The 23,151-nt window shown below is 38.9% G+C and carries 26 protein-coding genes; 19 read left to right on the forward strand and 7 right to left on the reverse strand.

Annotated elements, in window-relative coordinates:
- Positions 1–1,188: 1,188 nt before the first annotated feature.
- The 18 genes from CDG61_RS00210 to CDG61_RS00295 all read left to right on the forward strand — a co-directional run bounded on the left by CDG61_RS00210 (position 1,189) and on the right by CDG61_RS00295 (position 16,475).
- Positions 1,189–1,560 carry a hypothetical protein gene (locus tag CDG61_RS00210; protein ID WP_005000442.1) on the forward strand — a complete coding sequence of 124 codons (372 nt, stop codon included), beginning with the start codon at positions 1,189–1,191 and terminating at the stop codon, positions 1,558–1,560.
- Positions 1,547–1,966 (forward strand): hypothetical protein, encoded by a 420-nt coding sequence (locus CDG61_RS00215; RefSeq protein ID WP_005000439.1) that lies wholly within the window; start codon positions 1,547–1,549, stop codon positions 1,964–1,966. Before CDG61_RS00210 ends, CDG61_RS00215 begins: the two co-directional genes overlap by 14 nt.
- A 7-nt stretch (positions 1,967–1,973) precedes the next feature.
- The gene (locus CDG61_RS00220) at positions 1,974–3,059 is read left to right on the forward strand and encodes a type IV secretion system protein (protein WP_005000437.1); all 1,086 of its coding nucleotides are present in this window, start codon (positions 1,974–1,976) and stop codon (positions 3,057–3,059) included.
- Positions 3,059–3,847, forward strand: coding sequence for a VirB8/TrbF family protein (locus CDG61_RS00225; protein ID WP_005000436.1), 789 nt, complete (start codon positions 3,059–3,061; stop codon positions 3,845–3,847). The genes CDG61_RS00220 and CDG61_RS00225 overlap by 1 nt, the downstream gene beginning before the upstream one ends.
- A gap of 14 nt (positions 3,848–3,861) precedes the next feature.
- Positions 3,862–4,599 (forward strand): TrbG/VirB9 family P-type conjugative transfer protein, encoded by a 738-nt coding sequence (locus tag CDG61_RS00230; protein WP_005000435.1) that lies wholly within the window; start codon positions 3,862–3,864, stop codon positions 4,597–4,599.
- Between the two features lies 1 nt (position 4,600).
- Entirely contained in the window at positions 4,601–5,980 is a 1,380-nt protein-coding gene (locus tag CDG61_RS00235) for a TrbI/VirB10 family protein (protein WP_005000433.1), read from the forward strand.
- 15 nt (positions 5,981–5,995) lie between these two features.
- Entirely contained in the window at positions 5,996–7,033 is a 1,038-nt protein-coding gene (gene virB11 / locus CDG61_RS00240; protein ID WP_015060713.1) for a P-type DNA transfer ATPase VirB11, read from the forward strand.
- Entirely contained in the window at positions 7,002–7,331 is a 330-nt protein-coding gene (locus CDG61_RS00245) for a hypothetical protein (protein ID WP_004999338.1), read from the forward strand. Before virB11 ends, CDG61_RS00245 begins: the two co-directional genes overlap by 32 nt.
- 3 nt (positions 7,332–7,334) lie before the next feature.
- Entirely contained in the window at positions 7,335–7,787 is a 453-nt protein-coding gene (locus tag CDG61_RS00250; RefSeq protein WP_004999340.1) for a hypothetical protein, read from the forward strand.
- 81 nt (positions 7,788–7,868) lie between these two features.
- On the forward strand, positions 7,869–9,116 hold the full coding sequence (locus tag CDG61_RS00255; protein ID WP_017480463.1) for a lytic transglycosylase domain-containing protein: 1,248 nt from the start codon (positions 7,869–7,871) through the stop codon (positions 9,114–9,116).
- A complete protein-coding gene (locus tag CDG61_RS00260) occupies positions 9,113–10,630 on the forward strand; it encodes a type IV secretion system DNA-binding domain-containing protein (protein ID WP_015060710.1) in 1,518 nt (505 codons plus the stop codon). Before CDG61_RS00255 ends, CDG61_RS00260 begins: the two co-directional genes overlap by 4 nt.
- An 18-nt stretch (positions 10,631–10,648) precedes the next feature.
- Positions 10,649–10,849 (forward strand): hypothetical protein, encoded by a 201-nt coding sequence (locus CDG61_RS00265; protein WP_004999346.1) that lies wholly within the window; start codon positions 10,649–10,651, stop codon positions 10,847–10,849.
- A 44-nt stretch (positions 10,850–10,893) separates the two neighbouring features.
- Positions 10,894–11,604, forward strand: a complete 711-nt coding sequence (locus CDG61_RS00270) for a lytic transglycosylase domain-containing protein (protein ID WP_017480462.1) — start codon at positions 10,894–10,896, stop codon at positions 11,602–11,604.
- Between the two features lie 10 nt (positions 11,605–11,614).
- Positions 11,615–11,908 (forward strand): TrbC/VirB2 family protein, encoded by a 294-nt coding sequence (locus CDG61_RS00275; RefSeq protein ID WP_017480461.1) that lies wholly within the window; start codon positions 11,615–11,617, stop codon positions 11,906–11,908.
- An 11-nt stretch (positions 11,909–11,919) separates the two neighbouring features.
- Complete coding sequence (locus CDG61_RS00280) at positions 11,920–14,631, forward strand: VirB4 (RefSeq protein WP_015060708.1); 2,712 nt, start codon at positions 11,920–11,922, stop codon at positions 14,629–14,631.
- Positions 14,628–15,269 (forward strand): type IV secretion system protein, encoded by a 642-nt coding sequence (locus CDG61_RS00285; RefSeq protein ID WP_004999358.1) that lies wholly within the window; start codon positions 14,628–14,630, stop codon positions 15,267–15,269. The genes CDG61_RS00280 and CDG61_RS00285 overlap by 4 nt, the downstream gene beginning before the upstream one ends.
- A 62-nt stretch (positions 15,270–15,331) precedes the next feature.
- Positions 15,332–15,793 carry a hypothetical protein gene (locus CDG61_RS00290; RefSeq protein ID WP_015060707.1) on the forward strand — a complete coding sequence of 154 codons (462 nt, stop codon included), beginning with the start codon at positions 15,332–15,334 and terminating at the stop codon, positions 15,791–15,793.
- Positions 15,794–15,992: 199 nt separating this feature from the next.
- Positions 15,993–16,475 (forward strand): thermonuclease family protein, encoded by a 483-nt coding sequence (locus tag CDG61_RS00295; RefSeq protein WP_015060706.1) that lies wholly within the window; start codon positions 15,993–15,995, stop codon positions 16,473–16,475.
- Here CDG61_RS00295 and CDG61_RS00300 read toward each other — a convergent pair.
- On the reverse strand, positions 16,472–18,184 hold the full coding sequence (locus CDG61_RS00300; RefSeq protein ID WP_015060705.1) for a zeta toxin family protein: 1,713 nt from the start codon (positions 18,182–18,184) through the stop codon (positions 16,472–16,474). The two genes, CDG61_RS00295 and CDG61_RS00300, sit on opposite strands and share 4 nt — an antisense overlap.
- A 183-nt stretch (positions 18,185–18,367) precedes the next feature.
- Positions 18,368–18,592 carry a hypothetical protein gene (locus CDG61_RS00305; protein ID WP_015056389.1) on the reverse strand — a complete coding sequence of 75 codons (225 nt, stop codon included), beginning with the start codon at positions 18,590–18,592 and terminating at the stop codon, positions 18,368–18,370.
- Positions 18,593–18,743: 151 nt separating this feature from the next.
- Between CDG61_RS00305 and CDG61_RS00310 the strand changes: the two genes are divergently transcribed.
- Complete coding sequence (locus CDG61_RS00310) at positions 18,744–19,391, forward strand: recombinase family protein (protein ID WP_004993315.1); 648 nt, start codon at positions 18,744–18,746, stop codon at positions 19,389–19,391.
- Positions 19,392–19,603: 212 nt separating this feature from the next.
- Here CDG61_RS00310 and CDG61_RS00315 read toward each other — a convergent pair whose 3' ends face one another.
- The 5 genes from CDG61_RS00315 to CDG61_RS00335 form a co-directional block, all read right to left on the reverse strand.
- Positions 19,604–19,822: a hypothetical protein gene (locus CDG61_RS00315; RefSeq protein ID WP_069120563.1), complete on the reverse strand. Its 219-nt coding sequence runs from the start codon at positions 19,820–19,822 to the stop codon at positions 19,604–19,606.
- A 4-nt stretch (positions 19,823–19,826) separates the two neighbouring features.
- Positions 19,827–20,192 (reverse strand): bleomycin binding protein Ble-MBL, encoded by a 366-nt coding sequence (gene ble, locus CDG61_RS00320; RefSeq protein WP_004201167.1) that lies wholly within the window; start codon positions 20,190–20,192, stop codon positions 19,827–19,829.
- A gap of 3 nt (positions 20,193–20,195) precedes the next feature.
- Complete coding sequence (locus tag CDG61_RS00325; protein ID WP_004201164.1) at positions 20,196–21,008, reverse strand: subclass B1 metallo-beta-lactamase NDM-1; 813 nt, start codon at positions 21,006–21,008, stop codon at positions 20,196–20,198.
- A gap of 100 nt (positions 21,009–21,108) precedes the next feature.
- Positions 21,109–22,077, reverse strand: a complete 969-nt coding sequence (locus CDG61_RS00330; protein ID WP_005804963.1) for an IS30 family transposase — start codon at positions 22,075–22,077, stop codon at positions 21,109–21,111.
- A 208-nt stretch (positions 22,078–22,285) separates the two neighbouring features.
- Entirely contained in the window at positions 22,286–23,065 is a 780-nt protein-coding gene (locus tag CDG61_RS00335; protein WP_014386410.1) for an APH(3')-VI family aminoglycoside O-phosphotransferase, read from the reverse strand.
- Positions 23,066–23,151 lie beyond the last annotated feature (86 nt).

The following is a 23,151-nucleotide window of genomic DNA, read 5'->3' on the forward strand; positions in this document are numbered from 1 at the left end:
CCCTGCACACGCATTAGCTCACTCACTAGGTCGGCAATCTCAAGGAGGGTTTCCCCAACGTCTTATTTATGCCAGTTCCTAGCGTATTCCCTGCGTCCCCGCCTATTGTGCGTTCATCAGCAAGCGGGCGTTTTACACTGGCTAGGTGCTTAACTCTTGCGTTGGTGATACTGCCGTCACTTGTATCCTCCTGCTACACCAACCGTCTTTAAAACTCTATGCCATTGTTGACCCATTTAAGGCAATGCACTTACAAACATAAAGTTTTATAAAACACAGGAGTAGACGAAGCTCGGCAAATAAACAATGCGCTTATTTGATACACGAATAGACACTAAATTAACGAAGTTTTTTCATTGTATGACTTGCAAAATCTAATATAAATGCAATAATAGAGTTCAGGTACAAGCCTTTCAGGTGAAATCATAACGGTCGCCAAACCTTATGATCTTCGTTAGATGATGTTTACCGCATCAAATAACTGTGTACCGAAGAATATAGAACATAGCCCCGATAGTTGCAAGACTATCGGGGCTTTTTCTTTGTGCGCTATTTCACAATTTCCCTATAACAATCAAAAACTTTTTTTTGCTATTTATTGAAATATCATAGAGTTATAACTCTAAATCACCCTAAATAAAGGGTATCACCACACGCTTAATTATTATTCATAAAATCAAAATAAATTAACTATCGCCCTCTGTGCCTGCGGGAACGGTAGCCCTTACCTACAGTCGGTTGATTGCTCAAAGCTTTACTTAGCATTGGGTATGCTGAAGCATTCCCAATACGTGCATAAACTTTCGAGCCTTTATACTCAATAGTAAAAAATTACAATTAAGTGATTGAATATGAATACTTAATAATAAGAGTGTTATCTTTTTGTTTACCATTTAAAACAGTTGAAATGGTTAGATTTTAGTAAACTTGTTCTATTTTTAAACTTATAGAGTTATACTGTTATAACTCTATAACCGATAAGGCTAGAACTATGAAAAAAATCTTCGTCACAATGGGCATTTTGAGCCTAACAGCACTTACAGCCTGTGCCACAAATACATCATCACAAAAGGGATTAAAAAAATCACCATGCGCTTGCGTATATCAACCAATCCCAAGCGCTGAAAATCAAATCTCTGACCCATTCGCTCAAGTAACTAAAACGGTAAAAACTGGGGGTAATGTCGTATGAAAAAACTATTACTTCCGATCGCTACGGCTTTAGTTTTGACGGCTTGTTCTGACGAGCCTAAAGCGCCTGAAGTGAAAGGGGATGACTATGTAGGCGTTTGGATGAACCCAATAGGGCAACAATCGCAATCAGCAAATGACGTAATTATCAATGATCGAATCATTATTGATAAAAGCACAACTAAAGACGTTTACACCGTCACTATTTTAGCTAAAGGCGTTTTTACAGACATGAAGTTTAAACCTGATAACGGTTTGCTTTGTGCGCCTAACGATGCTTGTTTTCAGCTTGTAGATGGAAAGCTAAAGCTTGGTAGTGAAAGCGGTGTTCTAACTTATGAGAGAGAACAGCAAAATGGAAATCAATAAAATTAAACTCGGTCTAGCTTCTGCGGTTGTCGCTTTAGGTCTAACTGGCTGTTTCACTTCTAAGCCTGACATTTCAGGCGTATGGGTTCCCGAACACACTCCAAAATCTGAATTTTTTTATTCGTACTATGTGATTTCTGAAGCTGATAAACAGGGCAATTTCCCAGTAAAGAAAGTCAATTATCAAATCCAAAACATGAACCAATATAACCCTGCAAAGTTGCCTAAATTTACTGGTGAATCAAGCGGGGTCTTAACATTCGTTAAAGACGATACATATTGCTATGAAGGCTCTTTGGCTAGTGATTGTTTTGTCTATTCAGACGGAAAATTAAGAAAATCAGATACACAAAACTTTTTCTTAAAGACTTCAAAAAACCCGCCCGAAATTCCAGTAATTCGCTGAGGTCACTATGAAAAAGATTATCTATGCTTTCTTGCTTCTGTTTAGTTTTTTTAGCTTTAGCTCGGCTTATGCGGTCGATAACTTTACCAATCCACAAGATTTAGGCAATGGCAGTACACCTACTGGGACGACTGGCGGTTCTAACGGTGCGTATAACTCTAATCAAATATCGCAGAATGTATCTGAAGTTACCAAAAATGGTATGTCTGAATTAGACAAGGTTGTTGATAGTCTGATTACTGGTGTTGATAAAAACATTAAAGACAATTTGCAAGGTTACTATCAGAAAGTCACAGCTCCAATCATTCCAGTTTTTGCAGGCTTTATCATTATTTGGATTTCGTTCCAAGCTATTAAAATGATGTTAGGCATGGCTGTAGAAATTCAGGGTGTGATAGCCACTTTCGTTATTATGCTGTTGATTTGGTCAATCGTATTTTCATGGGATGCTTTCTTTCCATACGTTGCTGAAGTATTCCTCGATGATGTACCGAACCTGATTACTGAAATGACAGGTACAGATTCAAAAACAACATTGCAGTCTTTTGTATCTATTATCTTTGAATCTATCGCATTAGCTTTTAATAACATTGATACAGGTATTACCAATGTCGTTTCGGGCTTCTTCTTTGTCCTGATCTATAGCTTGATTTTTGGTTTAGCCTGCATTGTCTGCGGTTTATTCTTCTTAATTTGGATTATCTGTAAAGTCATTATTGGCATTCTAATCGCAGTTGCACCGATTTTTCTTGCATGTGCAATGTTCCCTGCAACTCGCAGATATGCCACAAACTGGCTACAAGCAATTTTAACCCCTCTTGTTGTTCTTCTTTTGCTGATTGTGAGCTGTGACTTAGTGCTTACTTCAGTTGTCGCAGGCATTCAAAACCTTAATGAAAACGGCAGTACGTTTACTGGGGCTTTCATCATGGTAATTGTTTTGATCGTTGTTATTGGGCTGTTTTGGCTTGTTCCAAAAATTGCAATTTCTTTGGTCGGCAGTGGCTTTGAAGCTTCAACCAGTGCGACTTCAAGTATCACCAGTTCAGGCACCAATATGGTTAAAAGTTTTGGTCGTGGAGGTAAACGCTAATGACACCACAAGAAAAAGCGCAGTTAGACGCTCAAATTAAAGAGATTCAAGACAATACTAAAAAGTCTGAAAATCGTAACGGTAAAATCACTATTTGGGTTCTTGGTTTGGCGACCGTTCTAGGTATAGGTAATGTTGCTCAAGGTATCGCAATTAAAGGATTAACACCTTTAAAACAACCAGTTCCTATGATTGCTGTAATTGATTCTGAAACTGGAATTATGACCAGTGTAGAAAAGTTTGATTCAACTACTGACCCTAAACTTATTGAAAAATTAGTGACCTCCTACTTTTGGGACACTATCAGCAATCGCTATGGCTATTACGGCAAAGTTGGTAAAGACCAACTTTCTGCACAGTACAGCAAAGCTTCTATTTTCTTAGATAGCCAAGATCGTACCGACTTTGAAAATGAAGTTAGCGGAATGAATCAAAACTCACCTTACAACCAACTAGGTGAAACTGGCTCAATCACTCCTAAAGTTATTGCTGTCAACTTTCTTGGCAACAATAAAGTTCAAGCCAACTTTAAAACAACCGTTATTAAAGGTGCTGAAATTCGCCAGTACAGCTACACAGTGACGGCTGACTATATCACTGACAACTTTGACGATCTCAACGTAAAAGATCGTTGGATTAACCCATTTGGCGTGAAGTTTAAGAACTGGAACTTAACGCAAAACTCATCAAATGATGCGTTAGTTACTCAAAACCCAGTTACTCAACCATTGCCTAAACCTGAAGCAAGCACTGCTTCTGAGCCTGTGGCACAGACTTCTAATAATTAATAAGGTAATCGGATATGAAAAAGACCCTTATAAGCATTTTACTTACAGCAACGTGCATTGCTTCAGCGCCAACTTTTGCTCGTCAAATTCCTGTTGGTTTGAAAACGGATAACCGCATTAAAGTTGTTCCGTATTCTGAAAGCCACGTTGTTGAACTATCAACGACTTTTGGTATTTCAACTACTGTCGAGTTTGGAAATGAAACTATCCAAACTGTTGCTTCAGGTGACACGATTGGATGGCAAATAATCCCACAAGGTAATCGTCTATTCATCAAGCCTGCGGAAAAACCACAAGCAGGCATGAACCGTACAAACTTAACCGTAATCACTGATAAGCGAAATTATTACTTCAATCTATTCAATAGTTCACAACCAGTTTATGTACTGCGCTTTAACTATGCAGATGCCAATAGAACTAATCGTTTATTGGCACAACAAAATGCACCTCGTCCCGCTTTAGGTGAACTGCCTATGACAAGCCAAAAATGGGGAATGGATGCCACTAAAAGCAAATCTATTAAAGTTCTTGGCGTAAGTGATGATGACCAATTCACATTTATTCGTATTGCGAAAAATTCACCTCGTCCCGCAGTTTATGCGGTTAATGGTGAGGGATACGAAGAACTTACCAACTCAAGACAAGAGGGGGATGTAATCGTGATTGAGAAAGTAAACGATGCTTTCACTCTGCGACTTGGCAAAGAATACGTTTGTATTCTCCGTAAACCTGAAGTGATTGGAGGAAAATAAAATGACAAATGAAAATAAAAATTTGGGTAACGATGACTTTAAAACCCAAGATAACTTCAGCACTGAAAATCATGTTTTCCATGATGAAAAAAAAGAACATGGTAAAGATGATTTTGAACGTCAAGATGCTTTTGAGAATAAGCCTAAAACGTCTGTTAAAAATATAGACATAGGCAAATTGGTTAAGTTCGGTGGCTTACTAGCCCTCATTATTGGCTTGGTAATTTTTGGCGTTTATCTGAAATTGCAAAAGAACAAAGAAAGCCGTGTAGAAAGCGGTGTAGAAAGTGCTGTTGCTAAACCAGTAACAGGGATGGACGGCAGTAATTTTAATGGCATGGATAGATTCGGATTCGGAAATCCGCAACCAATCCCAACTGCGACTACCCCTGACCCTGTAAACCCTACTGAAAAAAGCCCTGAACAGCTCGAAATGGAGCGTCAATTAGCTGAACAGCAACAACAACTAGCAATGCAACAAGAGCAGGCTAGACAAGATGCTATGGCTAAAGAACAAGCCCTTTTAAACGCCCGCTACAAGTCTGGAATCATGGTTAATGAGAATGGCGGTAAAGGTGGCGGTGTTAGCCCTAATGGTGATGCTAGTGCAATGGCAGGCATACCGCCTGAACTTGCACCGTTATTTATGGGTATGCAAGCTTCACAACAATCTAATGCCAATGGCAACCAAGCGGGTGCAAGCAATGTAAATCCACGCATTGCAAATAGCACTGCGGGTTCTATGGGTGGTCGTTTTGATTCAAGCACTTCTAATCAAAAAGCGCCTATTGCTCATGCAAGTTATAACGCTGATCGTAGAATGCTTATACAACAAGGCAAGATCGTAGATGCAGTTTTAGAAACTGCTGTTAAAAGCGATTTACCAAGCAACATTATTGCTCGTGTAACTAATGATGTTTATAGCGAACAAGGACGTAATCGTTTACTGCCTGCGGGTACTCGTTTATTCGGTCAATACTCATCAATTGTTAATGACGGACAAGCAGAAATCGGGGCGGTTTGGAATCGTGCAATCACACCTAATGGCGTAGAAATTATGCTCGATAGCCCAAGCACTAACAGTCTTGGTATCGCAGGCTTAGGCGGTAAAGTGAACAACCATTATGGGCGCATATTCGGAACAGCTACTTTACTTAGCATTATTGGTGCGGGTGTAAGTAATGCAGGTGTTAGCAGTAGCGACCAAAACAATGCTTCACAGACTTATCGTACTGAAGTTGCAAACTCATTCGGCAATCAAGCTGACCGTGTTCTACAACGTAACTTGTCAATTCCTCCGACTATTACAGTCGCTCACGGCACACGCATTAAAGTTCTAGTTGCTAAAGACTTGGACTTTTCAACTATTTTAAACCAATAAGAAAGGCGCTTAATTATGTCAATCCTTGTACTTGAAGATTTGAAAAAAGCTTTTGGTGATGATCTTGATAATGATCAAATTACTGAAATTTCAGTTAATAAGCCTTTGGAATATTTCATTGCTATGAAAGGTACAAGGGACATGATTAAAAAAGAGAATCCTAACCTTACCTATGCGCTTTTGAAGCGATTAGCCGAAGGCATTGCAACTGAAACCAATCAAACAATTTCAGAAGCACAGCCTTTGCTTTCTGCTCAAATTGCATCACCGCAACATGAGGGTTTATTTTTCCGTATTCAATTTGTCCGTGACCCTGCCGTAACTGGCGGGTCGATCGGCTTATCTATTCGTAAACCAAGTATTTTAAGTCTGCCATTTTCAGCTTATGAGGAAGTTTTAAATTCTGTTGAACCATTTGCAAAAATCACTGCAAAAGATCAAGAGCTATTCGATTTATACGAAGCCCGAAACTTTCATGAGTTCATTCGTAAAGCGGTGGGTTATGAAAAAAATATCATTATTTCTGCGGGTACAGGTTCAGGAAAAACAACTTTTTTTAACTCCATTATTCATGACTGCATACCACTGGGCGAACGACTAATCACTATTGAAGATGCTAAGGAGTTACGCCCTCCGCATGAAAATACGTTGCAACTTTATTATTCAAGAGGTGGACAGGGTAAAGCTAAAGTCGATGCACAGTCATTAATGGAAGCTTGCCTGCGTTTGTATCCAAAACGCATTTTACTGGGTGAGATTCGAGGTGCTGAAGCATTCACTTATTTAAACCTAATTTCTTCAGGGCATGGCGGTTCAATTGCGACATTACATGCCAATGACCCACTTAATGCTATTGAGCGTTTAACGCTTATGGTTCTTATGGCAGGCACTACATTAACCAGTGACCAAGTTAAATCTTTTGTTAAACAAAGTGTAGACATTATTGTTCAACTTGGAAGAACAGAAACAGGCGGTTATGGCTGTTCAGCTATTTATTTTAAAGCTTATGAGGATTTCAAAAATGAAAAAACACATTTTTCTAGCGTTGCTTAGTTTAGCTAGTGTTGCCTGCTCATCTAAGGGCTTGGACGGACAATACAATCGTATTGATCAAACAGCATTTGAGAAAGAACAAGGCATGAGTAGCGGGCTTATCGTTGCCAATAAAGGTACTCAAGTTACCTTAAAAAACTCATGGGGTGATGTTGCATTATCGGCTGTAGAGAAAGATAAAAAAATGGTTGTTCAATATAACAATCAAGACGCTTTCTTAATGGAACAAAAGGGCGGTGTTATTACTCTGACCGATGTTGATAACCCAAGCCAAGCATACAAATTTAAAAAGGACTAAGCCATGAAAAAAACAACTATTGCTCTTTGCGCCTTAATTAGTTTGTCTGCTGAAGCACAGTTACCGCAGACATTTACCCAAGTTCTTCAGTCATTTGCTCAAAGCAATAAATTAACTTATGTGCCTGAAGCTCCCAATCAAGGGAACTATGTCACTTATAAATTTTCAAGTGATGCCAGTTGCCAAAACGAAGCATGTGCCGATCTTAAAGTTTATTACAGCATTGACCCTGCTTGTGTACCGCAAGAAGTGGGGTTATTTGGTGAATTGCCAGTAAGCATCCCTAACGCAAAAGCATTGTTTGTATCTCCGACCATTTCTGACAATACAAGCCAAGCTCACGACTTCATGCGAGTTCAAGCAAATGGCGGGTGCTATGAGTTATCAATGGGTGAACAAGGCTCACACTATAAAACCTTAGTTGATCTAGCTAACCGTTTGGCTGTGGCTAAGTGATGAAATAGCAACGGGCCAAGTTTAAACAGGTAACGTAGTTCCTGGTTAAACTGTCCTCGTTGCGGTAGAGGAATAATGAAAATGAAATTAAAAAAACTATCGCTACTGGTACTGGTAGGTTTAAGCGGGGCAACTATTGCTTCAAATTTACCTTACAACGATATTGTGACTTCAGCTTCAGCTAAATATGGATATGACCCGCTTTTAATTCATGCAGTAATTCAAAAAGAATCTTCGCATAACAATACTGCTAAGTCAGGCGTAGGCGCTCAAGGTTTAATGCAACTTATGCCCGCAACGGCTCGTTCTTTGGGCGTTACCAATCCCAATGACCCCACACAAAATGTTAATGCGGGTACTCGTTACCTGAAGCAATTAAATCAGCAATTCGGCAACATGCCCCATGCACTCTATGCCTATAACTGGGGTATGGGTAATTTACGTTCGTATCTGAAAGGTAATAAAAAAGTTATGCCTAAAGAAACGCAAGACTATGTGCCTAAGATCGCCCAGTTTTATAGAAATTATGGCGGTACTGGTTCATATTTTGGTGGCAACGTAATTAAAGGCGGGACTACTTCAGGTGGCAAGCCTGCAACGACTGGCATAGAAAACAGTAATCAGAAGAAGATACAAGCCAAGCTAGAAACACAAAGCGCATGTAAGCCTGTAAAGCTACCTGAAGCAGAACAAGTTGATATTGATTCACCTATCAACCTACCGCCTGTTCCCCCTGTAACTGGTGGCGTAGGTAAAACAGTTTTTGACCCGACAAAAAATGCCGATGCAGTTCTACAAGTTCAAGAATTAATGAAGCAGATTCAAGTCTTGAAAGGGCAATATGACAGTGTGACTAAAGGGCTTGCAGGGCTAGGACTTCTTACCAATGTGATGCAAATTGCAGGCTTTGAATTGCCTAATGGCTTTGATGCTCAACCGACTAATATTTTCAATACACCTAAAGAGCAAAACGCCTACAACGAATTGCAACGTCAAATTGCGACCAATACTGGTGTATATGCAAGCAAGGAATTGGCACAGATTCAAAACATAACTGCAAGCCGTGTAAACACAGCTTATGTAGACGCTGAAGTAGCTTGGACACAAGTAAATTGTAATATGCAAAACCTAAAGTCGTTGGCTCAAGTAAGTACCAATACGTTAAAGCAATCAAAAGACTTGGCGAATGCCCTTGCTATTGAAAACAGTATGTTGGTAGCCAATCAAGCGAAGCTTAAAGCTAACATGCTCATGATGCAGTCAAGCATGGATTCTTATAAGGTCGCTTCCCATCAAGCCGTTCAAAAATTCTTGGGGACAGTAAAATGAATGATCAATCGCAAAAAATCTTCGGTCACGCTGTTTTAGCTGTTGTAATCACTGTGATTACAACATGGGCTATTTTTTTACCGAAGTTTTTTATTATCCCAAAAGATCATAAAGTCCAAGCTATTCTTTATGCAATTCCATTGACGTTTAAAACGCCTTTATACGTTTTAATATTGCTGTTGGCTTTGGTTATTAGTAGTGCTTTGGCTTGGTTTTATTTTCAAAACAATAAAACACCTTTTGGGGGCGAAAGATACGTTCGTGTTCTTCGGGGCTTGCAATTAGTAAGCCCATTCAAATTAAGAAGAATGACCAAAGAAAAAGATTACCAAATCCGTTTTTGCGGTATGCCTGTTCCTAAAGATTTAAAATATAAACACTTCCTTTTAACTGGTGGTACTGGTCAAGGTAAGTCAGTTTCAATCAGTGATTTTTTAGATTCTTGTGTTGCTGATTCTCGCAGTAAAACCCGCTTAATTGTGGTTGACCCTAACGGAACTTACGCAAGTTTATTTGCTAAGAAAGGTGATGTTATTTTCAACCCTTTCGATGCTCGATCAGTCCATTGGTCAGTGATTAATGAAGTACAAAATTCTTATGACATTGAAACATATTCAATGACAATCATTCCTAAATCTTCAGACGCAAATCACGAAAATTTTAATACGATGGCTCGTACTATTGTTAAGTCTGCCATGACCAAAGTTTTAGAAATGGATGAACTTACTAGAGAACAGCAGACACAACAATTTTTAGAAATTTTATTAATTTCAAGTGACGATAAACTCAAAGAGTTTTTAGTAGGTACTCAAGCTTACAGCTTACTTGGCAACTCTGAATTAGTCGGTACTTTACGCAGTATTGTTACTACATATTTAAGCCCTCACACTCATTCTAAAATTGGTGATTTTTCGTTTAGGGATTATTTAAAGCATGGTACTGGCAATATTTTTATTACTTGGCGTGAAGATCAATTAACTGCATTGCAACCATTAGTTAGCTGTGCGACTGACGTTATTTGTAGTTCTTTATTATCTGACTTTGATAACTATTCTGATTTTATATTCTGCCTAGATGAACTCGGCTCTTTGAACCGTTTATCGTATCTCGAAGCAGTATTAACTAAAGGACGTAAACATAGACTTATTGCTTTAGCAGGCATTCAAAGTCTGGCTCAATTAATCACGATCTATGGAGAAAAATTCTCTATTACGCTACGTGGTTGTTTTTCTTCTTTTGGTGTCTGTGCTGTCAACTCTCAAGACACTTATACACCCCAAGAATATGAAAAAGCTTTCGGTGCAATTGAAGTATTAAGGAAAATGAAATCTGCAAATAAAGATTCAAGACCTGAACTTGTAAAAGAAAAAGAAAATGTAGTTAAAGCTGAAGAAATAAGCAGTCTTAAACCTCTGCACTTTTATATGAAGTTTTCAGGACATTACCCGCCAACTTTAGTAACGATGAAATACCGCACCTATGCTAAAGTTTCGGATTCTTTTTTGGCTGTATAGAAATTTTAGGGACAAGTTATGAAACGTGAACAACTTTATGTAAGTGATGAATTTTTCGCAGAAATGGACGAACACTTTTTGAGATATAAGCGTGGTGAATTAAAAGTTCCTGAAGAATTTAAGAACCGCAGACTTACCAAAAACTTAATTTATCTTATCGCTTTAGACCAGTTCTTTAAAGAGAAACATAAATTTTCAAATAGACCATTTATTGATTAAGCTAGTAGAGTTATACTGTTATAACTCTATAAGGAATAATGACAATGTTTAAAAAACTTATAATCGGTTTAGCTTGCAGTACGCCACTGTTTGTATATGCGTCACCTTATGATGATCTTATTCACAAACATTCTGTAGCCAATGGTTTAGACCCTAATTTAGTAACGGCAATTATGGCAAGAGAAAGCGCCTTTAAGCCAAATGCTCGATCACATAAAGATGCTAGGGGTTTGATGCAAGTCATTCCCTCTACAGCTCGTTTAATGGGTGTAGACCCTAGCCGATTATATGAACCTGAACAGTCTATTATTGCGGGTACTCGTTATCTCGCTTTCCTGAATAAAAGATTTAATGGTGATCTTACAAAAATGATTGCTGGATACAATGCAGGGCATGGGGCAGTTGAAAAGTTTGGAGGTATTCCCCCTTACCGTGAAACACAAAACTATGTACGCCTTGTATCCAGTAAATACCAAACACTAAATGGGGGTGGTTCATTTAAAACTTACACTGCAAATAATAACCCTACTGAAGCCAGTCGAAAAAGTGACATTCTAGTTCTCGCTTCATGGCAACAAAATCAGTACCCGCAATACTCCGCAAGTCAAAATCAAAGTACAGAAAACAATAGCTATTCAGCACAATCTGAACCTGTGCGCCTGCGTGTAAATAATCAACCAAGCAATCAACCAAACGTGCAACAAGCATCGTTTGTTCAAACTCTTAACAAAGGGCAATACGTCCAAGTATTTTAAGGAATAGATCATGAATCTTTTAAATAAACTCAATCCTAAGCAATACGCAATTGTCTTATTTGCTGTTTTTTATGCTCAATTGGCAAATGCTGCGTTTGGTCAAAAATTTGCTCAAAAGCTTAACCAATTTAATGATGAATTAGTCATTATCGCAGCAGTCGCTTTCGTGACTGGTGTTATTTGTTTGGCAATCACAATGCTTGGCGGTGGTAGTGAGAAAGTTAAGCGTTGGGGTATCGGCTTAATCGTTGCAGGTATCCTTGTTTTCGTTGCCCCTGATCTTGGTAATTTCTTCTTTAACTAAATAGGTGAGCCATGAGCAAAACCACTGAAAAAAACGAAGAAAAAGACTTGCTGTTTGCGGGTCTTGCCCGAACTGCAAGGGTGGCAAATATACCTGTAGATATTTTCACTTACTTTTTCCTAATTTGTGGTTTTGCTACGTGCTTTTTAGCACTAATTGGCAACCTAAAATTAGGATTAATAATATCGGGAATAATCTATTTATTGTTGGTTGTAGTGACCTACCAAGAAGATAGAGGGATTCAATATTTATGGTTTTCGATCAAACGTAGACTTCAGCGAACTAAAGTTTTTGGTGGCTATAGTTTTGATTCTCACGCAAAAGCTGACGATAAAAATATTGAATATAGTCAAAAGAAATTAGCGGGTGCTGAACAAATGGAAATCAATAATTTACCTTATCTAAGCCCAATCAATGAACATGATATTAAGCTAGTTAATGGTGATATTTTTACGGTTTTAAAAATTACTGGCTTTCCGTATGAAACTAAAAGCTATGCTCAATTAAAGACTTTAAAAAAATATCGTGCAGATATGTTTAAACAACTTGGCTCTCGTTTTGTTGTTAGCGTTTATTATGATCGTCACGAAGTTAAAACCGAAATACCGCCTGCAAATGGCAATGAATTTTCAGATAGTTTTAACCAAAAATATTATGAAAAACTATCTAATGAACGCATGTTTCAAAATGATATTTATGTGTCGTTGCTTGTCCGAAAATCTAACCCAAGTGACCCGCCTTTAACTCGTCTTAAAAATCTGTTTTTCAGAAGTGATAATGAAGAACAAATGATTGCCGAATTAAATAATGCAGTAAGTATGTTTAAAGAGTATCTGCAAGATGCGAACCCAAGACAGCTAGGCACTTATTCAAAAGATAGCGTTTTGTATTCTGAAACAGTGAATTTTCTCGGTTATTTATTAAACTTAGAAAAAGCAGAAATTCCACTTCATCCAACTGAAATCAGAAACTACTTAGGCTATACACGTAGAGTTTTTGCGCCTGATGGAACTATTAAATTCTATCACCCAAGCGGTGAATTAACGGCAGGGGCAATCTATAGTTTGCCTACTCCTAGCTATCCAGAGGGTAGCGATCACACCATGTTAGATGAATTTCTAAAAGTTGATCATCCTTTAATTATTTCTCAAACTTTCATGATGATGGACAGACGTAAATCTATCAGCATGAGTACAACTCGTCAGAACCAATTAAAAAATGCTCAAGACAAGTCAGAATCTCAAATTGAAGCGATTAATGTTGCCATTGATGACTTAGCTTCAGGGCGTATCTTAAACGGCATTTATTCATTAAATGTTTTAGTTACCTCTAAGACCCCATCTGAATTTAAAGAAGCAATGCAGAAAACTAGCGGGGCATTTCAGCGCAATCACATGATACCTAAAAAAGAAGATTTAATTTCTGAACCTACTTTTTACTCTATGTTGATTGGCAACTATCACTTACTCCAAAGACCCGCAACTATTAACACGACTAACTTTGCGGGCTTTGCCAGTATGCACAATAGTTCTACTGGCAAAAAAGATGGCAACCATTGGGGTGAGAATGTCATTCAGCTTAAAACGACAAGTAATACGCCTTACTACTTCAATTTCCATGAACATGATGTAGGTCATACTCGTATCACGACTGGTACTGGTGGCGGTAAGACTACTGTAATTAATACGCTTTTGACTGCTTCAGATAAGTTTAAGCCTTATATTTTTCATTTTGATTTTGAATATTCAGCTTCAGTTTGGATTAAAAGCATGGGCGGGCGACATACTGTTTTAAGTGAAATGGTTAAAACTGGTTGGAATCCATTGCAGTTAGATGACACGGAACAAAACCGTTTGTTTCTAAGAAATCTATTTTCTTTTATGGCTCAAGACTACAACGATAATGGTAATCCAAAGCCTTTAAGCACTGCTGAAGAAAACAAGATCAAAGACGTTGTAGATGCTGTTTATAGCTATGAAAAGCACCTTAGACGGCTTAGAAACTTTATTGGCTTGTTTGGTATGGCTGAAGATAACAACATGGCTGAACGCATGTCAAAATGGGTTAATGATGGGGTTTATGCCAATATTTTTGACAATGAAAGTGACAATTTCTCAATTGATGGCGCTCGAATTTTCGGCTATGAAATGAAAAATGTCATTGATAATGATGTGGTGTTAGGCGCTATGTCTATGTATATCTTCCATCAAATTGATATATCCATGTCTGAGGGCAAGCCCTTTATTGTTGTTGTCGAAGAAGGTCAAAGATATATCAGCAATCCGATTAACTTAGCATGGCTTAAAATCATGCTAACCACGTACCGTAGACGTAACGGTATGATGATCTTTGTTACGCCAACGCCTGAAGTCATTACAAGAGATGACGATCTGATCGGGCAGTTTAAAACATCAATTCTATTGCCGAATGATAAAGCGAATGTCGCTACATATATGGGTAATGAGAAAAATAATGGCTTAGGCTGTACTCAAGCAGAATTTGATTGGGTTGTGAATACACCGCCTTATTTACGCCAATTTATGATTAAAAACTCGCATGATTCAGTTATTAGCAAATTAGATTTAAGCAATATGTCTGAAATTATCCCAATACTTTCAGGCAATGAGTTAAGACACAATATTCTTGAGGAAATATTGAGTAAAGATGAAAACTTGACCTACTCCCAGTGGGTACACGAATTTAACGAAAGGGTGAAATCATGAAAATGAATAAAATAAAAATGTCGGCTGTAGCTTTTGCTTTAGCCTTTACTGCCAACACAGCAAACGCTTGGGACGTTGTATTCGACCCGACAGCCGTTGCAAATATGGTCAAGCAATTGGTTCAAATGCAACAGCAATACGAGATCATGAAGAAACAATATGAAAGTACGACTGGTAATACTGGTATCGGAACTTCAGGCGTTAAGAATGTGCAAGACGTTGTTTCAGGCTCTTGGCAAGACGTAGTAGCCAATCAAAAGACTGGCTCATTTGGTAATGCTCAAAAGGCTTATGACAAAGTGCTTACTACCATTGGTTCAGATGGTATGAATCAATTGCTAGGCAATGATCAATACAAGCGAAATTACAACACGGTTAAGACTGGCTTTGCTTTCAGTGATGCTTCCTATAATGCTTTAAATGAGCATGTAGCAAACTTAACCACACTGAAGAACAAAATTAACTCGACCCGCAATATTAAAGAAGCCCAAGACTTAGCAAATGCCATTGCTATTGAACAAGGTTATATCAACTCGATTGGTGCTAAATTGTCGGCTGTTCAAACTAACCTTGCATCTAACAATGCTTCAAGCGGTGTGACCAGTACGCAAAGCTTTAAATCGTGGTTTGGTAACTAATTTCATCACAAGCTAACAATTCAGGTTGTTAGCTTTTTTTTGTCTAAATTTTAGGATTATCTATGAAAAAAATCATAATCCCTGTATTAGCCTTAATCGCTTTCAATACATACGCTGAAACAGCACAGAATGGCACAGAAACGCCAGTTGCTATAGAGGCTAGTCATACATCACTGACCACTAAAAAAGGCGAAATAGAGGTTAAAAAAGACGGAAAAACTGTATCTGTTTCTAAAGTACCTGAAAGCCCTTTAATTAATACAGTCACAACTACACAAACAACTTCAAAAGCGCCTGAAGCTAAAAAAGTAGTAAAAGAGATCCAATCTGAATCAGTCAAAGAACCTGTAGTGATTTATCAAGCCAGTGAAATTATGCCTGAGCTTAGTCAAGCCGATCTTGACTATATCAAGGCTGTAAATTCAAACGATAAAATCAACTCAATTGAAAGCAAGATCGTTAATAACGAAGCGATTAGCAAAGAAGAATTGAAGATTTTACGCCAAAAGAATCCAAACTACTGATTGACCTTTTTGACAATTTCCTCGCACTCATAACCCACTTAAATCATTCAATAAAGTAGATGCCTGGTTAAGACTGCATACTTGCAGTTTTGACCAAGCATCGGGATATGATTTTTCACAGTAAGAGTTTTAGCACGTATGGACCAAGCAATGAAGTTGCAAGTCCATACGTGCTAAAACGGTTTTATGGTGAACCAAAATGAATAAGCTTTTTTGTATTACCCTTTTTTTGTTTTCAGCATACTGTCACGCTGATTATTACGGCAAAGTCACTTACGTTTTAGACGGTGATACTGTGAGTATCACAAAACCAAACAACACTAAATGGCGGGTTAGACTGTCATTCATAGATGCCCCTGAAGTTGCCAATAATGCTAAAAATTCGCCTACACAGCCTTATGGTCAACAATCGAAACAATATTTAATGTCTATGGTCTTAAACAAAACGGTACTCGTTAAAGAGCATGGAACTGATAACAATGGTAGGTTTCTTGGTGAGCTGTACTTGAATAAATTAAATGTGAATAAAGCAATGGTCGCCAGTGGCTACGCTTGGGCTTATCGCTACAATCTTCCTGATAGAACATACATAGATTTAGAGAATAATGCTCGATCAAAAAAAATCGGGTTATGGAAAAGTCCTAACCCGATTAACCCCTATGACTGGCGAAAGAAATATTAAAATTTCATGCCTGAAGTGGGCTTATCCTGCTTTGGGCTTGACTGGCTTAACTCCTGTACCCTTGAAGCAGATAAAGATTTAAATGTTGTTTGCTGTGCTATCACTCTCTGATCTACAGCCTGTTTTACTTCAGGATTGGTTTCATAGCGTTTCACATATTGATCACCATAGCGGGCTTCAACACTTCTGATTTTTAACTCTACATTTGAATTGTTATGAACGCCTGTTGCATAGGTTTCACCTTTTTTAGTTGTGTGACCTGTGATTTTAATTTCAGCGTCTTTAGGTAAATTAGTGGTTTTAAATAAACCATCTTTTTGACTGTATGCTTCATTGAGCTTGATATAGTCACCATGAGCAACGGATAGCCCATTAGCTGACTTAGCAAAATCAGCACCCAATTTCCCCTCTTGCTTTAGCTGTATTCGGACTTCTTTAATGATTTGGTGTTTATCTAGCTCTGGGGCTTTGCTTTGAAATTGAGATACTTCAGCCTTACTATCTCCTTTCACTTCAGGCGCTTTAGGTTTATTTGATAGCTGTTCATCTACTTTCATTAAAATTTTATTTTCAAGGTTATTTAACTTTTCTTTAACCTCCATATAAACCTGTAATGCCGTAGATTCAGGTTGTTTTGAATCATGATTACCGATCGGCTTATCGAGCATCATTTCATTTTTAGTAACATTGATTAACTCAAGATGATCTCGATTTTGACGGAACATAACTAAATTGTCCTCGCCATCAACTTTGATATTTTTAGATAAATAACCATCTTGTTTTTCAAAATCATCTTTGGCAACAAGTAAGTTGCTAGTTAAGTTACTGACTATTTTTACGTCCATTTTCTCACCTGTACTTTCATCAACTTGGGTCACTTCACTAACCAGTTTTTGATTATTCAATTTAAGTCTGTCACTTTCCTGAAGCCCCTTTACAATCTCAACCTCTGTATATGGGGCAAAGCGTGTTTGCATTGCTTCTATTACTTTGAACCATTTATATTCATGCTGTTGGCGCTCCTGATCTGAAAATGGTCTTTCCCTTTCAGCTTTAAAGTCCTTTTGTTCAATAGCGTTATAGTGACGGTCATAAACGGTTAGCTTGTCTACTATGGGTTCATCTTTTAACTGTTCTATTGTGTTTTCTAGCTTGTGATAAATTTCACTATGAATATCAATATTGACGAAACGCCCAGTTTCATACAGCGCCTTTTCCATTTCATAACGATGGTATATACCTTGTCGTGATGTAATTTCAGGCACAGCCATTATTTTTAATTCAACGTCTTTGTAGCCTTTATCTCTGAAATTTTGAACTGTATTTTTTAAGGTTTGAAAATCTGCACTTGTTTGGTCAAGAACAATATTTTTCTTATGGCTTATAGCTTCTTCAATTAATTCTAAACTCCACTTTTTAGCATCATGGTGGGTGAATCCTGAAGATGTTTTATCATCCAATTTTTGCAGTTCATTATACTTGGGGTGATAGGCTCTTAATTGATCGGGGTCAATAATTACACTCCCGCCTTTATCTTTGAACTGATCTATAGAATCTCTTGCCAACTTGCCTTTACCCGATGCAGGCTGACCGCCAGTAATGACGACTTTAGGGCTGACTATAGACAGTGAGTTATTCAGAAAATCAGCTTTAATTTTCTCAAATACAAGGCTATGTTCTTCGTCACTTAGTTTGTATTGGTTGTCCATTGATCACCCTTTCATTGTGCCTTAAAGAATGTTCCAACAAACTTATAAACTGTAGGTAGTAATATCAGTCCACAAAATCCAATAATGCCTACAGTGTTATCTGATAAGTTCTCTGAAACAAACACTACGCCCAAGCAACCATAAATCACGACTAGACTTATAATTAGCTTCAGCAAAAAATTTTCATTCCTGATTACTCTGCTCGCTTTTATAGGCTTCACTATGTTTCTTGATTGATTGTATCAACTGTTCTCTATCTTGCTCGTACAAGCCCTGAAGCTCCATTGAAAGAGCCTGTCTATCATCTTCAGGCAAATGTCCTGAAGTACGCAATCCTATACGGTTTGATATGCCAGTCTGTGCAATCCTTAATAATTCAGATTCGCTTAGATCATTAAAATTAATCATCGTTATTTTTCCTTATACCTGAAGATATATAACAATAGGGTATACCCTATTGTTATATAATAATACACCCTAAAAACCCTATAACAATAGGGTTGTTTTGTTAATCTAATGTGATATAACATTGAGGTTATCTAATTTTGTTATACTGGTTATGGAAAAAGAAAATTTAGATATTGAAGATCAAATTAAAAACACACCCTTTCAAAGAGTGGGGTATATCCGTGTATCCACTAAAGACCAAAACCCTGAAAGACAGCTCCATGATCTACCCTTTGAGCTAGATAAAACTTTTATTGATCATTTTAGCGGAAAGACTGCCAAACGCCCTGCACTTCAGGAAATGTTCGATTATGTCCGTAGTGGGGACATTGTGTACGCTCATGATGTTTTTAGATTGGCACGTAGCTTGATTGACCTTGTAACCATTGTTCAAAAGCTAAATAAAAAAGGAGTGTCTGTTCATATTGTCAAAAATAACCTGAACTTTACCCCCAATTCAGATGACAAGTTCGATAAGTTTCAACTCCATGTATTAGGCGCTGTAGCTGAACTTGAAAGGGGTATTATTAGTGAGAATCAAGCAGAGGGAATTAAATTAGCTAAAAAAAAGAAAGGTAAATACAAGGGAAGATCGCCTGCGATTACAGAAGAAAAACTAAAAGAGTTAATTCATACCCTTAAAAATAAGGACGATTCATACCCTTTCACTCAAATAGCTAAAGATTATGGTGTTAGTTATATGACTTTAATTCGATATAGGAAAAAGTATGCAAAACAAATTAACGCCCAGTCTGATTGACCTTTTTGACAATTTTCTCGCACTCATAACAAAAAATAAAGGAAAATTTTAAGATCAATTGGATTTAAGATATACAACAATTATGTTTAAACCTATATAAGAAAACACATTAAGCTTCTTTTATAAGGCATTTTTAAAATGATAATTCAACATAAAAGTCGGCAGAGTAAAACTTGAAGTGCGACATAAACCACCTAATTAATTTAAAGGGTTTATGGAGTATATAAAACAGCATCATCCGCATCGACGAACAAACCGACCATGGCGATCTGGCCAGCTGCGCGCGATGTCAAAGCGCCCGCGACATTCGACGTAACCGCACGGGGCGACGCTGGATAGAACACCAACCCGGCATAGTCCGCCCGCGCCGCGATGGTCGCATCGAGCGCCTCGGGTGTGCTGATCCCGCAAATCTTGATTTTCGCGGGCATGCGGTCAGTCGGGGTTCTGGATCAGCCGCACCAGCGTGCAGTCGGGATCGATCAGGTAGCCGATCCTCAGGCCGCTCGCCTCCAGTTGCGGAGCTTTGAAGCGCGGCCAGCCGGTGCTTTTTTCCTCGGCTCCCGCCGCGTTCACCAATGCCACCATGGCATCGAGATCATCCAACCGCAGGCAACAGCCGAACGAGCTCGTAGCTGGGTCGAGGTCAGGATAGGGGAAGAATTCGAGCTGCAAACCGCCGCGCTGCAGGATCATCCAGCCGCGATCCTTCCAACTCGTCGCAAAGCCCAGCTTCGCATAAAACGCCTCTGTCACATCGAAATCGCGCGATGGCAGATTGGGGGTGACGTGGTCAGCCATGGCTCAGCGCAGCTTGTCGGCCATGCGGGCCGTATGAGTGATTGCGGCGCGGCTATCGGGGGCGGAATGGCTCATCACGATCATGCTGGCCTTGGGGAACGCCGCACCAAACGCGCGCGCTGACGCGGCGTAGTGCTCAGTGTCGGCATCACCGAGATTGCCGAGCGACTTGGCCTTGCTGTCCTTGATCAGGCAGCCACCAAAAGCGATGTCGGTGCCGTCGATCCCAACGGTGATATTGTCACTGGTGTGGCCGGGGCCGGGGTAAAATACCTTGAGCGGGCCAAAGTTGGGCGCGGTTGCTGGTTCGACCCAGCCATTGGCGGCGAAAGTCAGGCTGTGTTGCGCCGCAACCATCCCCTCTTGCGGGGCAAGCTGGTTCGACAACGCATTGGCATAAGTCGCAATCCCCGCCGCATGCAGCGCGTCCATACCGCCCATCTTGTCCTGATGCGCGTGAGTCACCACCGCCAGCGCGACCGGCAGGTTGATCTCCTGCTTGATCCAGTTGAGGATCTGGGCGGTCTGGTCATCGGTCCAGGCGGTATCGACCACCAGCACGCGGCCGCCATCCCTGACGATCAAACCGTTGGAAGCGACTGCCCCGAAACCCGGCATGTCGAGATAGGAAGTGTGCTGCCAGACATTCGGTGCGAGCTGGCGGAAAACCAGATCGCCAAACCGTTGGTCGCCAGTTTCCATTTGCTGGCCAATCGTCGGGCGGATTTCACCGGGCATGCACCCGCTCAGCATCAATGCAGCGGCTAATGCGGTGCTCAGCTTCGCGACCGGGTGCATAATATTGGGCAATTCCATCAAGTTTTCCTTTTATTCAGCATTAAAAACCCCGCAAATGCGAGGCCTAGTAAATAGATGATCTTAATTTGGTTCACTGTAGCAAAAATATGGGGCGAATTCAAACATGAGGTGCGACAGTTTCAAAAGCCATATGATAATCAACAAGCTGAGCAAATTTCTCTAATGGTGTAAGCCAATCTAACGCCTTTCTAGGACGAGTATTCAGTGACATGGCAACTTGATTTAAATAATGCTGATCTGCCTGATTTAAATCAATCCCTTTAGGTAAATATTGCCTAATTAAACCATTCATATTTTCGCATGTGCCTTTTTGCCAGGGTGAATGTGGGTCACAGAAATATACATCTATGCCTAAATCTTCTTCGAGTATTTTATGTTCTGACATCTCACGTCCACGGTCATAGGTCAACGTTTTACGCAGTTCTGCAGGTAAATATTTCAGAGCTTCAGTTAAAGCCTTGCGCACTGATTCTGCCTTTGCATCAGGTAATGTTGCCAAGATACAGAGCCGTGTATTTCGTTCAATAAGTGTTGCTATCGAACTTTTATTGTCTTTACCTTTAATTAAATCAGCTTCCCAATGACCCGGTATTTTTCTTTCTTGAACTTCGGCTGGGCGCTCATGAATAGTTTTAATATCCTGTAATATAGAATCTTTTTTAGGTTCACCGTTAGCTTTTCGCTTTTTATTTTCATGACGTAGACAGGATAATAAGTCTTTTTTCAACTCACCCTTGGGTAATGCTCGTATCGTTGAATAAATCGTTGTATGGCTTACATTCATTGTTTGATCCAAATCAGGAAATGTCTTTAAACGCTTTGCTATTTGCTGAGGAGACCATAAACAACGGATCGCTTCAACAATAAATTTCCAGAGGATTGAATCGATTTTGAGTTTTCTGTGACCACGTCTACGTCTAGCGAAGGTGTTATCAGAAGCATATCGAGCTTGATAAACGTCATTGATGCTATTTCTTTTAAGCTCACGATAGATCGTACTAGGATGTCTTTTAATGAGTTCAGCAAATTTTCTGGCTGAAAAGCCTTCTTTTCTTGACTCAAGCATTAATGCAGTACGATCTTCAAAGTTAAGATGATGGTATGACAATTTTATATACTCCATAAACCCTTTAAATTAATTAGGTGGTTTATGTCGCACTTCAAGTTTTACTCTGCCAACTTTAAATCAGTGGCTCCACTAACACTCTTCACTTATTTATTTAAAATTTAGCGACGTTAAAAGACAATTAAGTATTTTTAGATAATGCTTAGAATCAATTCAATTCATCAAGTTTTAAAAAATAATTCCTTTTGTCAGGTCTATCATTTTTTAAATGCTTTAAAAATATTTTAGCAGTTTCCTCCGAGGCATCCTCTCTTAGGCAACGTTCAACAAAGGATATATCTACAAATTCATCAGCTAACCCAGCACGGCCAAGATCTAAAAAGTAAATTTCATTGAATTTATCTATAAAAATATTACTATCCGTGATATCGCCATGAGAAAAAACCAATCTTTCTTCAACACGAGTCTCAGTTAACTCATTCCATAGACTTAGGTAAGTTCTATGGTCTCCCCATAATTCAGCGTCAAAATCATCTTGATCTATATCGTCAAGGAGTTGGTTATCAATAAAAAATTTTGACTCTTTTAACCGATGATCAATGTTTGAAATAAATGGACAATCAATAATAGCAACTGAATTTAACAGATTGAGTGCCTCCTTATAGATAGCAAGCAATTCTTGGTCTGTTAAAAAAAGCGCTGAAATTGGTTTTGCATTGATCGCTTTAGTGATCATTAATTCAAACTGCTCATCCTGAAAAGTCATGATGAGTTCAGGCACCTTTAATTTCTCAGAGAGCCAACTCAACATTTTCGCTTCGCGAGAGACACTGTATGTGGTCTCTGTATATAAAGTGCTAGATCGCTTAAGAAAAAAAGTTTCATTATTTCGATTAAAAGAATAAACATCCGATGGCGACTGACCAATTTTATTTGGCTCTAAAACGCTGTTTCCAATAAATTGTTGAATAATATTGGGCAATTCCATCAAGTTTTCCTTTTATTCAGCATTAAAAACCCCGCAAATGCGAGAGAGGTGGTCCCACTTGTTTGAACAACTAAAAGCGTATTTAT

The organism is Acinetobacter sp. WCHAc010052 (genome assembly GCF_002165295.2).
GTDB classification, from domain to species: Bacteria; Pseudomonadota; Gammaproteobacteria; order Pseudomonadales; family Moraxellaceae; genus Acinetobacter; species Acinetobacter chinensis.

Coding starts and splice junctions, on each gene's coding strand:
- CDG61_RS00210 (WP_005000442.1), top strand. CDS start 1,189: ATGAAAAAACTATTACTTCCGATCGCTACGGCTTTAGTTTTGACGGCT.
- CDG61_RS00215 (WP_005000439.1), top strand. CDS start 1,547: ATGGAAATCAATAAAATTAAACTCGGTCTAGCTTCTGCGGTTGTCGCT.
- CDG61_RS00220 (WP_005000437.1), top strand. CDS start 1,974: ATGAAAAAGATTATCTATGCTTTCTTGCTTCTGTTTAGTTTTTTTAGC.
- CDG61_RS00225 (WP_005000436.1), top strand. CDS start 3,059: ATGACACCACAAGAAAAAGCGCAGTTAGACGCTCAAATTAAAGAGATT.
- CDG61_RS00230 (WP_005000435.1), top strand. CDS start 3,862: ATGAAAAAGACCCTTATAAGCATTTTACTTACAGCAACGTGCATTGCT.
- CDG61_RS00235 (WP_005000433.1), top strand. CDS start 4,601: ATGACAAATGAAAATAAAAATTTGGGTAACGATGACTTTAAAACCCAA.
- virB11 (WP_015060713.1), top strand. CDS start 5,996: ATGTCAATCCTTGTACTTGAAGATTTGAAAAAAGCTTTTGGTGATGAT.
- CDG61_RS00245 (WP_004999338.1), top strand. CDS start 7,002: ATGAAAAAACACATTTTTCTAGCGTTGCTTAGTTTAGCTAGTGTTGCC.
- CDG61_RS00250 (WP_004999340.1), top strand. CDS start 7,335: ATGAAAAAAACAACTATTGCTCTTTGCGCCTTAATTAGTTTGTCTGCT.
- CDG61_RS00255 (WP_017480463.1), top strand. CDS start 7,869: ATGAAATTAAAAAAACTATCGCTACTGGTACTGGTAGGTTTAAGCGGG.
- CDG61_RS00260 (WP_015060710.1), top strand. CDS start 9,113: ATGAATGATCAATCGCAAAAAATCTTCGGTCACGCTGTTTTAGCTGTT.
- CDG61_RS00265 (WP_004999346.1), top strand. CDS start 10,649: ATGAAACGTGAACAACTTTATGTAAGTGATGAATTTTTCGCAGAAATG.
- CDG61_RS00270 (WP_017480462.1), top strand. CDS start 10,894: ATGTTTAAAAAACTTATAATCGGTTTAGCTTGCAGTACGCCACTGTTT.
- CDG61_RS00275 (WP_017480461.1), top strand. CDS start 11,615: ATGAATCTTTTAAATAAACTCAATCCTAAGCAATACGCAATTGTCTTA.
- CDG61_RS00280 (WP_015060708.1), top strand. CDS start 11,920: ATGAGCAAAACCACTGAAAAAAACGAAGAAAAAGACTTGCTGTTTGCG.
- CDG61_RS00285 (WP_004999358.1), top strand. CDS start 14,628: ATGAAAATGAATAAAATAAAAATGTCGGCTGTAGCTTTTGCTTTAGCC.
- CDG61_RS00290 (WP_015060707.1), top strand. CDS start 15,332: ATGAAAAAAATCATAATCCCTGTATTAGCCTTAATCGCTTTCAATACA.
- CDG61_RS00295 (WP_015060706.1), top strand. CDS start 15,993: ATGAATAAGCTTTTTTGTATTACCCTTTTTTTGTTTTCAGCATACTGT.
- CDG61_RS00300 (WP_015060705.1), bottom strand. CDS start 18,184: ATGGACAACCAATACAAACTAAGTGACGAAGAACATAGCCTTGTATTT.
- CDG61_RS00305 (WP_015056389.1), bottom strand. CDS start 18,592: ATGATTAATTTTAATGATCTAAGCGAATCTGAATTATTAAGGATTGCA.
- CDG61_RS00310 (WP_004993315.1), top strand. CDS start 18,744: ATGGAAAAAGAAAATTTAGATATTGAAGATCAAATTAAAAACACACCC.
- CDG61_RS00315 (WP_069120563.1), bottom strand. CDS start 19,822: ATGCCCGCGAAAATCAAGATTTGCGGGATCAGCACACCCGAGGCGCTC.
- ble (WP_004201167.1), bottom strand. CDS start 20,192: ATGGCTGACCACGTCACCCCCAATCTGCCATCGCGCGATTTCGATGTG.
- CDG61_RS00325 (WP_004201164.1), bottom strand. CDS start 21,008: ATGGAATTGCCCAATATTATGCACCCGGTCGCGAAGCTGAGCACCGCA.
- CDG61_RS00330 (WP_005804963.1), bottom strand. CDS start 22,077: ATGCTTGAGTCAAGAAAAGAAGGCTTTTCAGCCAGAAAATTTGCTGAA.
- CDG61_RS00335 (WP_014386410.1), bottom strand. CDS start 23,065: ATGGAATTGCCCAATATTATTCAACAATTTATTGGAAACAGCGTTTTA.